Origin of the sequence: Streptomyces sp. 2131.1 (assembly GCF_900105515.1) — a bacterium.
In the GTDB taxonomy this organism is placed as follows: domain Bacteria; phylum Actinomycetota; class Actinomycetes; order Streptomycetales; family Streptomycetaceae; genus Streptomyces; species Streptomyces drozdowiczii.
This window is the reverse complement of sequence record NZ_FNSY01000001.1, coordinates 1,506,519-1,523,658: the sequence shown is the minus strand read 5'-3', so window position 1 is coordinate 1,523,658 and position 17,140 is coordinate 1,506,519. Positions and strand designations below refer to the sequence as shown.

Sequence of the window (17,140 nt, the reverse complement as noted above, 5' to 3'; positions counted from 1 at the left end):
CACGCCCCCACCTTCAAGGAGCCCCATGTCCACCCACCTCTCCCGACGCGGTTTCATGGGCGCCGCGGGAATCGCCGGCCTCACCGTCGCGGGTCTGTCGACGCTGAGCGCCTGCGGCAGCGGCGCCACGGTCAGCAAGGGCGGCGCCAAGGCGTCGGCCAAGCTGAAGCTCCCGACGTACGTGGCGGCCCGGACGGCCCCCGCCGACCTCGCGGGCAACGCGGCGGGCCTCGACGCCACCTACCTGCGCTACCCCAAGGCCCTCACCAAGTCCGTCGCGAAGACCCCCGGCGACGGCAGCCGCATCACCGCCCTCACCGAGACGTTCACCACCCCCGCCCCGCCGCAGGCCAGGAACGCCTACTGGCAGGAGCTGAACAAGCGCCTCGGCTCCCGGTTCGACATGACGATCGTGGTGGACCAGGGCGTCGACGCGTACCTCACCAAGTTCAACGCGATGATGGCCGGCGGCGACATACCCGACCTCGTCTGGTTCCCGCCGAACCAGGGCATCCAGCGCGTCCCCGAGCTCCTCGACGCCAAGTTCCACGACCTCACCCCCTACCTCTCGGGCGACGCGGTCAAGGCGTACCCGAACCTGGCCAACCTGCCGACCACCGCCTGGAAGACGGCCGTCGTCAACGGCAAGATCCGCGGCGTCACCGTCGCCTACGGCTCCATGGGCCAGGTCTACGTCGTCAACGAGGACTTCTGGAAGCCGGTCGGCGGCGCCCGCTTCACCAGCGCCGAGGACTTCCTCGCCAAGGGCAAGGAGCTGCTGGACGCCAAGCGCAACAAGTACGTCCTGGAGCCGGCGTACGTGAACCACATCGGCCAGTTCGCCCAGTGGTTCGGCGCCCCCGCCGCCTGGCGCCTCGAAGGCGGCAAGCTCACCCACCAGTACGAGACGGAGGAGTACCAGGAGGCCCTGGCCTTCGCCGTCAAGTGTGCCGAGGCCAAGCTCTTCTGGCCGGACCCCAACCTCAGCACCACCATGGAGAAGATGGCCCAGGGCTCCCTCGGCGCCTACGTGCAGTCCTTCCCCAGCTTCCTGATCGACGCCAAGACGTACGACTTCCCGTTCAGCGTCATCGTGCCGTTCGCCGGCAAGGAGGGCGCCACGCCGCACTACAGCATGGGCTACGGCTCCGTCGGCTACACGGCGATCAACAAGAAGGCCGACGAGAAGCGCGTGAAGATGCTGCTGCGCGTCCTGGACTACCTGGCCGCCCCCTTCGGCACGGAGGAGCGCCTGTTCCTCGACAACGGCATCGAGGGCACGCACTGGAACCGCACTTCCAAGGGCGACGTCGAGCTCACCGCCAAGGGCAACTCCGAGGCCGTCACCACCGCGATGCCGCTGGCCTTCCTCGCCGCCGGACCCGAGTACGTCTACCTGCCGGGCCAGAGCGAACTCGCCGGAAAGATCCACGGCTGGCAGACGGACCTCCTCAAGATCGCCCAGTCCAACCCGACGAGCGGCCACTTCTCGGACACGTCCACCAGCAAGAGCGCCTCGCTCACCACCGCCATGAGCGACATCCAGCTGGACATCGTCGCCGGCCGCAAGCCGATCTCAGCCTTCAAGGACCAGCTGCGCAAGTGGCGCTCCGGCGGCGGCGACAAGATGCGCGCCGAGTTCGAGGCCTCGCTCGCCGGTAAGTAGTCTCCGCCCGCACCACCCGTACCAACCGAAGGGACCCCCGTGTCAGACCTGCGACTCGGCGTCATCGGGCTCGGCCTGCGCCGGTCCATCGCGACGTCGGCCCACCACCCCGGCAAGGGATCGGCGATCACCGCCGTCTGCGACCTCGACCCGGAGGTGCGCCGGCGCGAGGCCGAGCGCTTCGGCACCGGGATCGCCGTCGAGGACTACAAGCTGCTCCTCGGCCCGGACGACCTGGACGCGATCATCGTCGCCACCCCGGACGACACCCACGAGGTCATCGCCATCGACGCCCTGCGCGCGGGCAAGGCCGTCTTCGTCGAGAAGCCCCTCGGTATCACCGTCGAGAGCTGTGACAACATCCTGCGCGCCGCGTACGAGACCGGCTCCCGGCTCTACGTCGGCCACAACATGCGCCACATGGGCGTCGTCCGACTGATGCGCGACATCATCGCGCGCGGCGACATCGGCGAGCCCAAGGCCGTCTGGGTGCGCCACTTCGTGGGCTACGGCGGCGACTACTACTTCAAGGACTGGCACGCGGACCGCACCCGCACCACCGGTCTGCTCCTCCAGAAGGCCGCCCACGACATCGACGTGCTGCACTGGCTGGCCGGCGGCTACACCCGCCGCGTCAACGCCCTCGGCGACCTGCTCGTCTACGGTGACCTGCCCCGCCGCGAACCCGACACCCCGCGCCCCGAGAACTGGCTGCGCGAGTTCGACTGGCCGCCGACGGCCCGCAAGGACCTGCACCACATCGTGGACGTCGAGGACGTCTCGGTGATGAACATGCAGCTCGACAACGGGGTCGTCGCCGCCTACCAGCAGTGCCACTTCACCCCCGACTACTGGCGCAACTACACCGTCATCGGCACCGAGGGCCGGCTGGAGAACTTCGGTGACGGCCCCGGCGACGAGGTCAAGGTGTGGAACACCGGCCCCAGCGGCTACCGCGCCGACGCCGACATCACCTACCGGGTGCCCGAGGCCAAGGGCTCCCACGGCGGCGGCGACGGCCGGATCATGGACGAGTTCTGCCGGTTCGTGCGCGACGGGGGAGTCACCGACACCTCCCCGGTCGCCGCCCGGATGAGCGTCGCCGCCGGCGTCCTCGCGACCCGCTCCCTGCGCGAGGGCGGTGCACCCCACGAGGTGCCGCCCCTCGACCCCGAGCTGATCGCGTACTTCGAGCGCGGCCAGGTCCGTCCCTGAGGATCTGACCGGGAAAGACCGGGCCCGGGGCCGCACGGCCTCGGGCCCGGGGTCCCCTTCCCCCCATCAGAAGCAGGTGCACCGCATGAGATCGCGTCACTTGTTCACCACCCTCACCACCACCGTCGCGGCAGCCGCTCTGGCGCTGCTCGGCACCGCACCCCCCACCCAGGCCGCGGAGATCGGCACGACTCCCGGCACCTACACCAACTACTCCTTCTCCGGCGCCCCGGTCCTGACCGACGTCACCTGGTCCACCACCGTCCAGCACGACCCCGGCTACCGCGCAAACGTCTTCTGGAGCCACCAGTTCGGCTTCGACAAGGGCAACGGCGCCTACCTCGGGATGCAGTCCAACGGCGGCTCGAAGCGGACGCTCCTGTTCTCCGTCTGGGACGTCTCCGAGGCGAAGGCCGGCTCCACGGGCAGCTGGTGCCAGTCCTTCGGCGGCGAGGGCGAGGGCATGAGTTGCCGGATGAACCTCGACTGGACCGCCGGCCACCGCTACACGTTCGAGGTGGCCGCCGAGGGCGACGGCTGGTTCGGCGCCACCGTCGCGGACACCGCCACCGGCGCCTCGTACAAGCTCGGCTCCATCAAGACCCCGGCCACCGCCATCTCGCCCTCCGGCATGGTCGACTGGACCGAGTACTTCGAGTGGAACGACCCTCGCGCCACCTGCTACGACCAGCCCTTCAGCGACGCCCGGTTCGGGGTGCCGACGGGCAACGGCGGTACGGTCACCGCCTCGGTCTCGGGGACGTCCAACAGCGGCAACGCCTGCGCGTCGATGACCCGGACCGACGTCTCGGCGGACGCGACGGTTCAGAACCTGGCGGTCGGCAACTCGGTGCGCGGCGCGGTGACCGGACAGGCCGGCAAGTGCCTGGACGCCCTCGGGGGCGTGGCCGACGGTGTGGTGGCCGATCTCTACCGCTGCTCGGGCGGCGCGAACCAGGCCTGGGTCCGGGCGGCCGACGGTTCGCTGCGCCTCCCGTCCGACTACTGCCTGACCGCCGACGGCACGGGGAACGGCGCGGCGGTGCGCGTGCGCGACTGCGCCGGTACGGGGACGGGCGGCGCCGTCACGGACGCGGCCCGGCAGTGGACGTACAGCACGAGCGCGCACACCCTCGTCAACAAGGCGTCGGGCCGCTGCCTGGACGTCCCGGGCGGTGACACCACGGACGGCACCGCGCTCGTGGTGTGGGACTGCGCGGGCGGCGCCAACCAGCAGTGGAACGTGCCCGCCACCTTCTAGCTGGACCACCGGGTCCCCGGCGCACCGCTTCGGGCGGTCGCACCGGGGACCTGTGGCGTCTGTTTTCAGCCATGCTCGGTGGGTAATCGACGCCTTCCGGTTTGACGGTGCCGTGTCCCGTACCGGTGACGGTGCCGGGCCGGTTCGGGCAGTTCTGCCCGCTTCTACCGGAAGATTCCGTACGGTGACGGGCGCGCCCGCTCTCGTACGGTCACCGCTCGCGCGCCCCCACGGCAGGTCAGGAACTGTTTCAAGCCAAAGGAGGGTCGGGATGGCCGGGTTCGAACGCGCGACCGGAACTGGGTCGGCATAATCGCGTCCATGTCGATCACGGGTGGGGATGTCGTTGACCTTGGCAGGGGCCTGTACGCATGGCTCCCGCCGAAGCGTGGCTGGGGGCTGGCCAACTGCGGCCTGCTCGTCTCGCCCCGCGGCGCACTGTGGATCGACACCCCGTACGACCCGGTGCTCGCCGGACAGTTCCTCGCCGAGTCCGGGAAACGGCTGCCCGACGGCGTCACCATCGACCGGGTGATCGTCACGCACGCCAACGGTGACCACTTCTGGGGCGCGGGCGTGCTCCCGGACGCCGAGATCATCGTGACCCGTGAGGCCAGGGAGCACATCCACTACGAGCCCACGCCGCAGCAGCAGCACGCGCTCGTCAACGGCGGCGACCCGGCCACCCCGCTCGGGTCCTACCTCGCCCGGCACTTCGGCCCGTTCGACTGGTCTCAGACCGAACCGGTCCGGCCGACCACCTACTTCACGGGCGAGCTCGAACTCACCCTCGGCGACTACCCGGTGCAGATCACCTCGCTGGCGCCCGCCCACACCACCGGTGACCTGATGGTCCATCTGCCCGCCCAGGGCGTGGTGTTCAGCGGCGACATCATCTTCGCGTCCTCCGCGGAACAGCCCGGCGACCACCCGTGCCACTGGGAAGGCCCGCTGAGCAACGTCATCGCGGCCTGCGAACAGGTGCTCGCCACCGGCGCCGAGACCATCGTCCCTGGCCACGGACCCGTGATCGACCGGGACGGCGTCCGCGAGCACATCGCGTACCTGGAGTACATCCGCGAGCGCTCCCACGCCCTGCACGCCGCCGGCGTCCCCGCCGTCGACGCCGCCCGGCAGGTCATCGCCGACGGCCGCTACCCCGCACTCGGGCTCCCCGAACGGCTCGTCATCACCATCGGCAGCGAGTACCGGCAGCTCGACGGGTCCGAACGGCCCAGCGTGGTCCAGGTCATCACCGACGTGGCCACGGTCGCACACGAAGTGGAGCAGGCCGGTGAGACGGCGGGCAGCGCCGTCTGACCTCCCGGTCCGCCGCGCGCACCGGCGGACCGGCCCGACGACAGAAACGCGGTAACGGCATGGCATGGATCGTCACAGTGATCGCCGTCGCCGCAGCGATCGCGGGGTTCGCACGTGCCTACCGGTCCGGCCTCACCGAGCAGCAGGCCGTCACCCGCGCCGAACTCGCCGAGCGCCAGGCCAAGGCGGCCGAGGCCCGCACCGCCGCCCTCCTCGACGAGATCCGGCAGCTCGCCCGCAGGCGGATACCCGCCGCCGCCCTCGCCCTCTCCCACCCCAGCGCCACCGTCCCCGGACTGCGCGAGGCGGCCGAGGTCGACGGCGGCGCCGCCCTCCTGCTCACCGAAGCCGTCCAGGCCGCCCGCACCGCCGTGCTCGAGGAACGCGGACGCGTCGACGCGGCGGCCCGCGCCGCGATGCGCGGCACCTCCGCCAAGATCCAGTCGCTGCTCAACCAGTCCCAGCAGCTGCTGCACGAGCTCCAGCACGAGTACGACGACCCGCGCATCCTCCAGCTCGACTTCCGCAACGAACTCGCCCTGCGCCGCACCCAGTCCACCGCCGTGCTCTGCGACGCCTGGCCCGGCCTCGCCCGGCAGAACTCCCCGCTCGTCGAGATCGTCCTCGGCGCCCAGTCGCGCGTCGCCGGCTACGAACGGATCAAGGTCGCCAACCACCTGCGCGACGAACGCCTCGCGCTCGCCGCCCGGGCCGCCGAACCCCTCGCCATCGCCCTGGCCGAACTCCTCGCCAACGCGACCGCGTACTCCCACCCCGACACCGACGTGCAGGTCACCGTCCAGCAGAGCGGTGGCCGGGGCGCCTTCCTGGTCGTCGACGACGCCGGCATCGGCATGGACGAGGACGCGCTCGAACGCGCCCGCGCCCTCCTCGCCGGACCCGCCGAGGTGCTGCTCACCGAACTCGGCGACCCGCCCCAGACCGGCTTCGCGGTCGTCGGCCGGCTCGTCGTGCAGTACGGCTTCGAATGCCACATTGAGGCGTCCCCCTTCGGCGGCATGCGCGCCATCCTGCGGGTCCCCGCCCACCTCCTCACCGTGCTCGACGAGGACCGCGGCCTCTCCGCCCTCGCCCCCGCGCCCGTGTCCGCCGCCCCGGCACAGCCCGCCGCCCCGGCCGCGGCGGACACCCCGGGCGCCGCCGAGCCCGCCGCACTGCCCAGCCGGCGCCGCCGCGCACCGCGCCGCACCCCCGCCGCGGCGACCGCCGCCCGGGATGCCGAGCCGGCCGCCGGACAGCTGTCCCGTACACCGGAAGCGGCAGGGGCTTCCTGGGCGGCCCTCCAGCAGGGCACCCTCAACGGCAGGAGCGTCACCGGGCGGCACCCCGTACCGGACACCGGCGCCCGCGACCACCAGGACGACCAAGGAGACGACGAGAAGTGAGCGCCCCCAGCCCGAACTCAGGCGACCTCGCATGGGTGCTGACCCCGCTGCTTGAACTGCCCGGAGTCCAGCACGCCGTGGTCGCCACCGGCGACGGCCTCGTCGAAGGCGCCTCGCCCGGCCTCGACCGGGCCTCCGGCGAACGCGTCGCCGCGATGACGGCCACCCTGCACGCCGCCGCCCGCGCCTTCACCACCGCCTTCACCGACGTCGAGGCACCGCAACTGGCCCAGACCGTCGTCGAATCGGACCTGGGCTTCGCCATCGTCGTACCGGCCGGACGCAACACCACCCTCGCCCTGTTCGCCGAACCCGGCGCCAAACTCGGCGACATCGCCTACCAGATGCAGGTCCAGGTCACCGCGCTCACCCGGGCGATGCACGCACCCGCCCGCCAACCGGACACCGCCGCCCGGCCATGACCCCCGGCCCAGCACGCCGTCTGATCCCCGCCTACCTGGTCACCGGCGGCCGGTCCCGCCCCGCCGGCCCCGCGCTCGACCGGCTCGCCGTACTCGTACGCACCGACGCGCACGTGCCCGACGACGCCGGAACACAGGCACGACGACTCTGCGACCTGCTGGAACCCGGCGCCCTCACCGTCGTCGAGTGCGCGGCCCACCTGGACCTGCCGGTCAGCGCCACCGTCTTCCTGGCCACGGACCTCGCGGCCACCGGACTACTGCTCACCCGACCGCCGATACCCAGTGCCGGGCAGATCGACAGGTCGCTCGTCGAGAGGCTGCTCGTTGGACTCCGCTCCCTCCCCTGACCGGACCGGCGTCGGCTACCTGCCGTCCGCCGCCCGGACCCTGATGAAACTCGTCGTCACGGGTCCCTTCGGCGTGGGCAAGACGACCCTGATCCGTACGCTCTCCGAGATCGCCACCCTCCACACCGAGGAGGCGATGACCCAGTCCAGCACCCGGATCGACTCCACCGCCGGACTCCCCGAGAAGACCACCACCACGGTCGCCATCGACTTCGGCCGCCTGACCGTCCACGACGACCTGGTCCTCTACATGTTCGGCACGCCCGGCCAGGAACGGTTCCTGCCGCTGTGGGAGGACATCGCCCGCGGCGCGCTCGGCGCCCTCGTCCTCGTTGACACCCGCCGCCTCGCCGATTCCTTCGCCGTGATGGACATGGTCGAGGAGCAGGGACTGCCGTACGCGGTCGCGGTGAACCGTTTCCCCGACGCGCCCGCGCACAGCGACGAGGTCCTGCGCAAGCACCTCGACCTCGACGACACCACCCCGCTGGTCCAGTGCGACGCGCGTGAACGCCGCGGCAGCATCGACGCCCTCATCGCACTGGCCGAACACGCGCTGACCCGCATGCCGCAGCCCGAGGACGCTTCATGACCACGTACGCACCGCCGCCGCAACCCCTCGCGCTGTTCGGCCCGGCCTTCGCGGCCGACCCCCGGGGCCACTACCGCGCCCTGCGCGCACACGGGCCGCTCGCACCGGTGCGGATCGCCCCCGACGTCGAGGCGATGCTCGTCACGGACTACCAGGCCGCCATCGACCTGCTGCGCGACACCCACACGTTCAGCAAGGACCCCCGCGCCTGGCAGGCAACCGTTCCGCCCGACTCGCCCGTGCTGCCCGTGCTCGGCCACCGCCCCACCGCGCTCTTCAGCGACGGCGCGGTGCACGCCCGCTACCGCCAGGCCATCAACGACAGCCTCGCCCTCATCGAACCACACGTCCTGCGCGCCGAGGTCGCCCGCGTCGCCCGCCAGCTCATCGGCCGGTTCGCGGGCAGCGGCAGCGCCGACCTCATCGCCGAGTACGCCCGCCGGCTCCCGATGCACATCTTCGTCACCTGGTTCGGCGCCGACCCCGAGGACGGCGAGCGGATCGTCGACGGCATCGCCGGAATGATGAACTCCGCCGCGGACGCCGCCGCCGCGTACGCCGACCTCGTCGATGTCGTGACCCGCCTCGTCGCCGACCGCCGCGCCAGACCCCGACGCGACCTCACCTCGTACTTCCTCGCCCACCCGGCCGGACTCGACAACGACGAGACGGTGCGCCAGATCACCCTCGTCATGAGCGCGGGCAACGACCCGATGACCAACCTCATCGGCAACGCCACGCTCCACATGCTCACCGACGAGCGCTACGCCGGCTCCCTGCACGGCGGCGCCATGACCGCCCACGAGGCGATCAACGAGGTCCTGTGGCGCGACCCGCCGCTCGCCAACCTGGCCGCCCACTACCCGCGCCACGACACCGAGTTCCACGGCGTACGGCTGCGCGCCGGGCAGCTCGTGCTCGTCTCGTACGCGGCCGCCAACTCCCAGTCCGCCGCGCCCGCCTCCGACGACGGCATACGGTCCGGGGCGGGCGCCCACCTCGCCTGGTCGGCGGGGCCGCACCGCTGCCCCGCCAAGCAGCCGGCCCTGCTCATCGCGACGACGGCCATCGAACAGCTCACCAGCCTCCTGTGCGACGCGGAGCTGGCCGTCCCGGCGGAGGAACTGCTGTGGCGGCCCGGCCCGTTCCACCGCGCGCTGGCACACCTCCCGATCCGCTTCACCCCGCTGGACACCGGCACCGCCCCGAACCGGCCCGTCACGGTCGCGGACCCCGCAGACGTGCTTCCGGCCGCCGCGATCGGTTCCTGAGCCGTGTCGCTCGTAGGCCGAACGGGTGAGCCGGGGGACAATCGCCCGATGAACAGTGAGCGCAGCCGGCACAACGCCGACCGACGTGCGGACGGGGTGGTCCGGTGAGCAGGTACGACAGGTACGACGTCACGGACGAGCAGTGGGAGGGGCTGGCCCAGGTCGTACCGCTGCGCAGCCGCAACGAGTGGCCCTCCAGGGTGGACCACCGCACCGTCCAGGACGAGCCGGAGGCCGCAGAGCAGCGGCGCATGGTGGTACTGCGGGTGCAGGTCTTCGCCGACGCCCGCGAGGTCGCGGAATACCTGGTGGCCCAGGTGCCGGTGCTGCTCGACCTGACCAGCGCCGAGGGCGATGTGGCCAAGCGCATCCTGGACTTCACCAGCGGCGTCGTCTTCGGCCTCGGCAGCGGCATGCACCGGGTGGACCGCAACGTCTTCCTGCTGTCGCCCGTCGGCATGGAGGTCGAGGGCGTCACTGCGGCCGGAGTCCCGGGAGCGTAGGGGGCCGGTGACCGAACTCGATGTACGGACCCTCCAGCAGCGGCTGGCCGACTTCGCGGCCGCCCGCGACTGGGGGCCGTACCACACCCCGAAGAACCTGGCCTCGGCGCTGAGCGTGGAGGCCGCCGAACTCCTGGAGATCTTCCAGTGGCTGACCCCCGAGCAGTCGACGCGGGTCATGGCGGACCCGGCGACGGCGCCCAGGGTCGCCGACGAGGTCGCGGACGTGCTCGCGTACCTCCTCCAGTTCTGCGACGTGCTCGGGATCGACGTCCTCGCGGCGCTCGCGGCCAAGATCGAGCGCAACGAGTCGCGCTTCCCGGTCCCGGAATCCGCCTCCGACCCGGTGCCGGGACCGGCCGACGGATCAACGAACGACCAAGATCGTCACTCTTCGGAGTGATCGACTTGTCCACACTCGATCGAGTGTCCACAGATTTCCGAAATCCTCTGGCGTTTCGGTGCGGACGCCCTCACTGTGGGTAATGAACGTGGTGAGCGGGTTTTCGCGGTCGAACGGGGGCAATCGATGGAAGCGGAGCGGCTGGTAACGGTCATCAGGCAGGCGCTGGCGGAGAGCCGGGGCACACCGGACATCATCGCCGAGGCGTGGCAGGCACAGGCCCTGGCCCAGGCGGTCGGCAGCCGGCTGGCGGCGAGCGGCCCCAAGGCGTTACGGGGCGAGGCGAGCGCCCTGAGCGAGATCGGCGGCAGGAGCAGCGGCGCCCTCGACCACCCGGCCGCCCGTGCCGGGGTCGCCCGGGCGGCCCGGCTGACCGAAGTGGCCGATCCCCGCGCGGCCCTGACCGGCCTCGCCGCGCTGCTCGGGGAGGTCGGCATGGCCCTGGTCGGGGTGGCCTGCGAGACCGATGAGCAGAGCCTGTACTGGCAGTGCATGGAGGCGATCGACGCCGCCGACGAGTCCACGGACCGGGTGCGCGGCATGCTCCGGCTGCTCGACGAACGAGAGCGTGAGGAGCAGGCGGACCGGGAGCGCGCCAGGGAGCGGGACGGCCCGCACGGGGTGCTGCGCGATCCGGTCGGCCCGGTGACCGGCATCCAGTGAGCGGTCCCAACGCGGACGCGGCGACGCGGAACGGCCCGGAGGGAGGCGGGCGGCGCGCACGGGTGCAGGATGGAGGTATGGATCTTCGCATCTTCACCGAGCCCCAGCAGGGGGCGAGCTATGACACCCTCCTCACCGTCGCCAAGGCCACCGAGGACCTCGGCTTCGACGCCTTCTACCGCTCCGACCACTATCTCCGGATGGGGCAGGGCGACGGCCTGCCCGGCCCCACGGACGCCTGGATCACGCTGGCCGGGCTGGCCCGCGAGACGAAGCGCATCCGCCTCGGCACGCTGATGACCGCGGGCACGTTCCGGCTCCCCGGAGTCCTCGCCATCCAGGTGGCGCAGGTCGACCAGATGTCCGGCGGCCGGGTCGAACTGGGCCTGGGCGCGGGCTGGTTCGAGGACGAGCACAAGGCGTACGGCATCCCCTTCCCGAAGGAGAAGTTCGGCCGCCTGGAGGAGCAGCTCGCGATCGTCACGGGGCTGTGGGCGACCGAGGTCGGCAAGACGTTCAGCTACGACGGTACGTACTACCAGCTGACGGACTCGCCCGCGCTGCCCAAGCCGGCGCAGGCCAGGATCCCGGTGCTGATCGGCGGACACGGCGCGAAGCGCACGCCGCGCCTCGCCGCTCAGTACGCGGACGAGTTCAACATCCCCTTCGCCGGGCTTGAGGACTCCGAGAAGCAGTTCGGCCGGGTCCGGGAGGCGGCCGAGGCGGCGGGCCGCGAGCCGGACGACCTGGTGTACTCCAACGCGCTGGTCGTCTGCGTCGGCCGGGACGACACGGAGGTCGCGCGCCGGGCCGCCGTCATCGGCCGGGACGTGGCCGAGCTGAAGGCCAACGGCCTCGCGGGGTCGCCCGCCGAGGTGGTCGACAAGATCGGTCGCTACGCGGCGATCGGGGCGTCACGGATCTACCTCCAGGTGCTCGACCTCGACGACCTGGACCACCTGGAGCTGATCTCCTCCCAGGTCCAGTCCCAGCTGAGCTGAGAACGGAGGCGCGATGACACCTGGGCCCGGCCCCGCGTCCGGCGCACCGTCCCGCTCCCTGGCCGCCGCGCTCGCCGAGGGCACGGTCGTCCTCGACGGCGGGCTCTCCAACCAGTTGGAGGCGCAGGGCTGCGACCTGTCCGACGGGCTGTGGTCCGCCCGGCTGCTCGCCGACGGGCCCGGACAGATCGAGGCGGCCCACACGGCGTACGTGCGGGCGGGGGCCCAGGTGCTCATCACGGCCAGCTATCAGGCGAGCTTCGAGGGGTTCGCGCGGCGCGGGATCGGAAGGGAGGCGGCGGCCGGGCTGTTCGCCCGCAGCGTCGAACTGGCCCGGCGGGCAGCCGGCGCGGTGGACCGGGACGTCTGGGTGGCGGCGTCGGTCGGGCCGTACGGGGCGGTGACGGCGGACGGCGCGGAGTACCGGGGCCGTTACGGGCTCACGGCCGGTGAGCTGGAACGCTTCCACCGCCCCAGGATCGAAGCGCTGGCCGCCGCCGGGCCGGACGCGCTGGCCCTGGAGACGGTGCCGGACATGGACGAGGCACGGGCGCTGCTGCGGGTGGCGGGGGAGTACGGCCTGCCGGTCTGGCTCTCCTACACCGTGTCCGGGGGACGGACCCGGGCCGGGCAGCCGCTGGACGAGGCGTTCGGCCTGGTACGGGGGCGCGACGAGGTGATCGCGGTCGGCGTCAACTGCTGCGACCCGGCCGAGGCGGAGGCCGCCGTGCGGGCGGCGGTGGCGGCGACGGGCAGGCCGGCCGTGGCCTACCCGAACAGCGGCGAGCACTGGGACGCGGCGTCCGGCAGCTGGACCGGGGACGCCACTTTCGCCCCCGGGCGGGTGGCGGCCTGGCGGGCGGCCGGTGCGCGACTGGTCGGCGGCTGCTGCCGGGTCGGACCGAAGGAGATCGCACGTCTGGCGGCGGCGGGAGGCCCACCGGGAAATTGCCTGGTGGGGTAGGCGCGGGCGGATCATACTCAAACGTGTGTTCCTGACGATCAGTACAACCGGCACTCCGGAACGTCCCGCCACCGATCTCGGCTTCCTGCTGCACAAGCATCCCGAGCGGGCGCAGGCGTTCTCCACCTCCCACGGCACCGCGCACGTCTTCTACCCCGAGGCGTCCGCGGAGCAGTGCACGGCAGCCCTGCTGCTGGAGGTCGATCCCATCGCCCTGGTGCGCAAGGGGAAGGGAAAGGGCCGGGGCGGCGCGCCCGACGCGGCGCTCGCGCAGTACGTCAACGACCGTCCCTACGCGGCCTCCTCGCTGCTGTCCGTCGCGATGAGCACCGTCTTCAAGTCCGCGCTGAGCGGTGCCTGCAAGGCGATGCCCGAGCGGGCGGCGGCCCCCATGGAGCTGCGGATCGAAGTGCCCGCCCTGCCGGCCCGTGGTGGTGCCGAGCTGGTGCGCAAGCTCTTCGGTCCGCTCGGATGGACGCGGGTGGAGGCGGAGGCCGTGCCGCTCGACGTGAAGTTCCCCGAATGGGGCGACTCGCGGTACGTACGGCTGGTGCTGGAGGGTGAGCTGCGGCTCGCCGACGCACTGCGCCAGCTGTACGTGCTGCTGCCGGTGCTCGACGACGCCAAGCACTACTGGGTGGCGCCGGACGAGGTGGACAAGCTGCTGCGCGCCGGTGAGGGCTGGCTGGCCGAGCACCCCGAGCACAAACTCATCACCAGCCGGTACCTGGCACGGCGCTGGGGGCTGACCCGGCAGGCGATGGAGCGGCTGGAACTGGTGCGGCTCGCGGAGGCGGACGACCTCGACGTCGAGAGCGTCGACAACGCCGTCGACGAGGGCTCCGACACGGAGGAGCGGCCGGTGCCGCTGGCCGTGCGGCGCCGGGACGCGATCCTGGCGGCACTCACCGCCGCCGGGGCGGGCCGGGTGCTCGACCTGGGCTGCGGCCAGGGCCAGTTGGTGCAGGCGCTGCTGAAGGACCCGCGTTTCACGGAGATCGTCGGCCTCGACGTGTCGATGCGTGCCCTGACGATCGCCTCGCGCCGGCTGAAGCTGGACCGGATGGGGGAGCGCCAGGCCGCCCGTGTGACGCTGCGGCAGGGCTCGCTCACCTACACGGACAAGCGGCTCAAGGGGTACGACGCGGCGGTGCTCAGCGAGGTCATCGAGCACCTGGACCCGGAGCGGCTGCCCGCGCTCGAGTTCGCCGTGTTCGGTTCCGCGCGCCCCCGCACGGTGCTCGTGACCACGCCGAACGTGGAGTACAACGTCCGCTGGGAGTCCCTCCCGGCCGGGCACACCCGCCACGGCGACCACCGCTTCGAGTGGACCCGGGCCGAGTTCCGGGCCTGGGCCGACGCGGTGGCCGCCCGGCACGGATACGGCGTGGAGTACGTGCCCGTGGGCCCGGACGACCCCGAGGTGGGTCCGCCCACGCAGATGGCCACGTTTTCCCTCAGCACCGCCACCACCGACGAGACCGAGAAGGAGGCGAAAGCCGCATGACCACCGAAGACACGGGGCGCGCCCCGCACCGCACACTCCCCGTCACCGACCTTTCCCTCGTCGTGCTCATCGGCGCCAGCGGCTCCGGCAAGTCCACTTTCGCGCGGCGGCACTTCAAGCCGACCGAGGTCATCTCGTCGGACTTCTGCCGCGGCCTCGTCGCCGACGACGAGAACGACCAGAGCGCCAGCAAGGACGCCTTCGACGTCCTGCACTACATCGCGGGCAAACGCCTGGCCGCCGGCCGGCTGACCGTCGTCGACGCGACGAACGTGCAGCCGGAGGCCCGGCGCCAGCTCGTGCGCGTGGCCCGGGAGTACGACGTGCTGCCCATCGCCGTCGTCCTCGACCTGCCCGAAGAGGTGTGCCTCGCCCGCAACGCGGACCGCCCGGACCGCGCCGACATGCCCCGCCACGTCATCCAGCGCCACCGCCGCGAGCTGCGCCGCTCCCTGCGCGGCCTGGAGCGCGAGGGCTTCCGCAAGGTGCACATCCTGCGCACCGAGGAGGAGGTCGACCGGGCCGAAGTGGTGCTGGAGCGCCGCTACAACGACCTGCGCCACCTCACCGGCCCGTTCGACGTCATCGGGGACATCCACGGCTGCCGCTCCGAGCTGGACACCCTGCTCGGCAAGCTCGGGTACGTGGACGGCGTCCACCCCGAGGGCCGCACCGCGGTCTTCGTCGGCGACCTCGTCGACCGCGGCCCCGACAGCCCGGGCGTCCTGCGCCGCGTGATGTCGATGGTGGCGGACGGGAACGCGCTGTGCGTGCCCGGCAACCACGAGAACAAGCTCGGCCGCTACCTCAAGGGCCGCAAGGTCCAGCTCACCCACGGCCTCGCCGAGACCGTCGAGCAGCTGGAGCGGGAGGACGCGAAGGACCCGGAGTTCCGCAAGCGGGTCGCGGAGTTCATCGACGGGCTCGTCAGCCACTACGTGCTGGACGACGGACGCCTCGTCGTCTGCCACGCCGGGCTGCCCGAGAAGTACCACGGCCGCACCTCGGGACGGGTCCGCTCGCACGCGCTGTACGGGGAGACCACCGGCGAGACCGACGAGTTCGGGCTGCCCGTGCGCTACCCGTGGGCGGAGGACTACCGGGGCCGCGCCGCCGTGGTCTACGGCCACACGCCGGTGCCCAACACCTCGTGGATCAACAACACCATCTGCCTGGACACCGGTGCCGTCTTCGGCGGGAGGATGACCGCGCTGCGCTGGCCGGAGCGCGAGCTCGTCGACGTACCGGCGGAGCAGGTCTGGTACGAGCCGGTGAAGCCGCTGTCGACCGAGGCGCCCGGGGGCCGGGAGGGCAGGCCGCTGGACCTCGACGACGTGCAGGGCCGCCGGATCGTGGAGACCCGGCACATGGGGCGCCTCGCCGTCCGCGAGGAGAACGCGGCCGCCGCCCTGGAGGTCATGAGCCGCTTCGCGGTCGACCCCCGGCTGCTGCCGTACCTGCCGCCGACCATGGCGCCCACCGCCACCTCGCAGGAGGAGGGCTACCTGGAGCACCCGGCCGAGGCGTTCGGCGAGTACCGGGCGGCCGGCGTGGCGAAGGTCGTGTGCGAGGAGAAGCACATGGGCTCCCGCGCCGTGGCCCTGGTCTGCAAGGACGCCGCCGCGGCCCGCGAGCGCTTCGGGACCGGGGGCGACGGCGGGAGCGGCCCGACCGGCGCGCTGTACACGCGCACCGGGCGCCCGTTCCTGGACGACTCCGCGCTCACCGAGACCGTTCTCGGCAGGCTGCGCGCCGCGGTCACCGCTGCCGGGCTGTGGGAGGAGTGGGACACCGACTGGGTACTGCTCGACGCCGAGCTGATGCCCTGGTCGCTCAAGGCGGGCGGCCTGCTCCGCTCGCAGTACGCGGCGGTGGGGGCCGCGTCCGGTGCGGTGTTCCCGGCCGCCACCGGGGCGCTCGCGGCGGCAGCCGCACGCGGTGTCGACGTGGGCGCGCTCGTGGACCGGCAGCGGGACCGGGCCGAGGACGCGGCCGCGTTCACGGAGGCGTACCGGCGCTACTGCTGGAGCACCGAAGGGCTGGACGGCGTGCGCCTGGCGCCGTTCCAGATCCTCGCCGTGCGGGGCCGCTCGCTGGCCTCCGTACCGCACGACGAGCAGCTGGCCTGGCTGGACCGGCTGGTGGAGCACGACCCGAGCGGCCTGCTCCAGGTCACCCGGCGGCTCGTGGTGGACACCGCCGACGAGGCGTCGGTCCGTGCGGGGGTCGACTGGTGGCTGGAGATGACCGGCCGGGGCGGCGAGGGCATGGTCGTCAAGCCGCTCGGCGCGCTCGTCCGGGACGGCAAGGGCCGGCTGGTGCAGCCCGGCATCAAGGTGCGCGGAAGGGAGTACCTGCGGATCATCTACGGCCCCGAGTACACCCGCCCGGACAACCTGGACCGGCTGCGCGGCCGTTTCCTCGGCCACAAGCGCTCGCTGGCCCTGCGCGAGTACGCCCTCGGCCTGGAGGCCCTGGACCGGCTCGCGGACGGGGAGCCGCTGTGGCGGGTCCACGAGGCGGTGTTCGCCGTCCTGGCCCTGGAGTCGGAGCCGGTCGACCCCCGGCTCTGAGCACGTCGGCAGAACAGGCTGGC

General features: G+C 72.3%; 16 protein-coding genes. All 16 read left to right on the top strand.

From position 1 onward, the window contains the following. The first annotated feature begins 25 nt into the window (after positions 1-25). The 16 genes from BLW14_RS06730 (at position 26) to BLW14_RS06655 (ending at position 17,117) form a co-directional block, all read left to right on the top strand. On the top strand, positions 26-1,666 hold the full coding sequence (locus tag BLW14_RS06730; protein ID WP_093705322.1) for a type 2 periplasmic-binding domain-containing protein: 1,641 nt from the start codon (positions 26-28) through the stop codon (positions 1,664-1,666). A 39-nt stretch (positions 1,667-1,705) separates the two neighbouring features. After that, on the top strand, positions 1,706-2,881 hold the full coding sequence (locus BLW14_RS06725; RefSeq protein WP_093705320.1) for a Gfo/Idh/MocA family protein: 1,176 nt from the start codon (positions 1,706-1,708) through the stop codon (positions 2,879-2,881). A gap of 85 nt (positions 2,882-2,966) precedes the next feature. Then, a complete protein-coding gene (locus tag BLW14_RS06720; RefSeq protein ID WP_256332704.1) occupies positions 2,967-4,142 on the top strand; it encodes an RICIN domain-containing protein in 1,176 nt (391 codons plus the stop codon). Positions 4,143-4,463: 321 nt separating this feature from the next. Next, positions 4,464-5,462, top strand: coding sequence for an MBL fold metallo-hydrolase (locus BLW14_RS06715; RefSeq protein ID WP_093705316.1), 999 nt, complete (start codon positions 4,464-4,466; stop codon positions 5,460-5,462). 59 nt (positions 5,463-5,521) lie between these two features. Continuing rightward, positions 5,522-6,868 carry an ATP-binding protein gene (locus tag BLW14_RS06710; RefSeq protein ID WP_256332703.1) on the top strand — a complete coding sequence of 449 codons (1,347 nt, stop codon included), beginning with the start codon at positions 5,522-5,524 and terminating at the stop codon, positions 6,866-6,868. Next, complete coding sequence (locus BLW14_RS06705) at positions 6,865-7,290, top strand: roadblock/LC7 domain-containing protein (RefSeq protein ID WP_093705314.1); 426 nt, start codon at positions 6,865-6,867, stop codon at positions 7,288-7,290. The genes BLW14_RS06710 and BLW14_RS06705 overlap by 4 nt, the downstream gene beginning before the upstream one ends. Beyond that, positions 7,287-7,640 carry a DUF742 domain-containing protein gene (locus BLW14_RS06700; protein WP_093705312.1) on the top strand — a complete coding sequence of 118 codons (354 nt, stop codon included), beginning with the start codon at positions 7,287-7,289 and terminating at the stop codon, positions 7,638-7,640. Before BLW14_RS06705 ends, BLW14_RS06700 begins: the two co-directional genes overlap by 4 nt. Then, entirely contained in the window at positions 7,618-8,232 is a 615-nt protein-coding gene (locus BLW14_RS06695; RefSeq protein ID WP_093705310.1) for a GTP-binding protein, read from the top strand. Before BLW14_RS06700 ends, BLW14_RS06695 begins: the two co-directional genes overlap by 23 nt. Continuing rightward, the gene (locus tag BLW14_RS06690) at positions 8,229-9,503 is read left to right on the top strand and encodes a cytochrome P450 family protein (protein ID WP_093705308.1); all 1,275 of its coding nucleotides are present in this window, start codon (positions 8,229-8,231) and stop codon (positions 9,501-9,503) included. Before BLW14_RS06695 ends, BLW14_RS06690 begins: the two co-directional genes overlap by 4 nt. A 104-nt stretch (positions 9,504-9,607) precedes the next feature. Further along, a complete protein-coding gene (locus tag BLW14_RS06685; protein ID WP_018523534.1) occupies positions 9,608-10,006 on the top strand; it encodes a cell division protein SepF in 399 nt (132 codons plus the stop codon). Between the two features lie 7 nt (positions 10,007-10,013). Then, on the top strand, positions 10,014-10,409 hold the full coding sequence (locus BLW14_RS06680; RefSeq protein WP_093705306.1) for a nucleotide pyrophosphohydrolase: 396 nt from the start codon (positions 10,014-10,016) through the stop codon (positions 10,407-10,409). 126 nt (positions 10,410-10,535) lie between these two features. Next, a complete protein-coding gene (locus BLW14_RS06675; protein ID WP_093705304.1) occupies positions 10,536-11,072 on the top strand; it encodes a DUF6099 family protein in 537 nt (178 codons plus the stop codon). 77 nt (positions 11,073-11,149) lie between these two features. Continuing rightward, a complete protein-coding gene (locus BLW14_RS06670) occupies positions 11,150-12,073 on the top strand; it encodes an LLM class F420-dependent oxidoreductase (RefSeq protein WP_093705302.1) in 924 nt (307 codons plus the stop codon). A 13-nt stretch (positions 12,074-12,086) separates the two neighbouring features. Next, positions 12,087-13,037, top strand: a complete 951-nt coding sequence (gene mmuM / locus BLW14_RS06665) for a homocysteine S-methyltransferase (RefSeq protein ID WP_093705300.1) — start codon at positions 12,087-12,089, stop codon at positions 13,035-13,037. A gap of 25 nt (positions 13,038-13,062) precedes the next feature. Beyond that, the gene (locus tag BLW14_RS06660) at positions 13,063-14,544 is read left to right on the top strand and encodes a 3' terminal RNA ribose 2'-O-methyltransferase Hen1 (protein ID WP_093705298.1); all 1,482 of its coding nucleotides are present in this window, start codon (positions 13,063-13,065) and stop codon (positions 14,542-14,544) included. Further along, on the top strand, positions 14,541-17,117 hold the full coding sequence (locus BLW14_RS06655; RefSeq protein WP_093705296.1) for a polynucleotide kinase-phosphatase: 2,577 nt from the start codon (positions 14,541-14,543) through the stop codon (positions 17,115-17,117). Before BLW14_RS06660 ends, BLW14_RS06655 begins: the two co-directional genes overlap by 4 nt. Positions 17,118-17,140 lie beyond the last annotated feature (23 nt).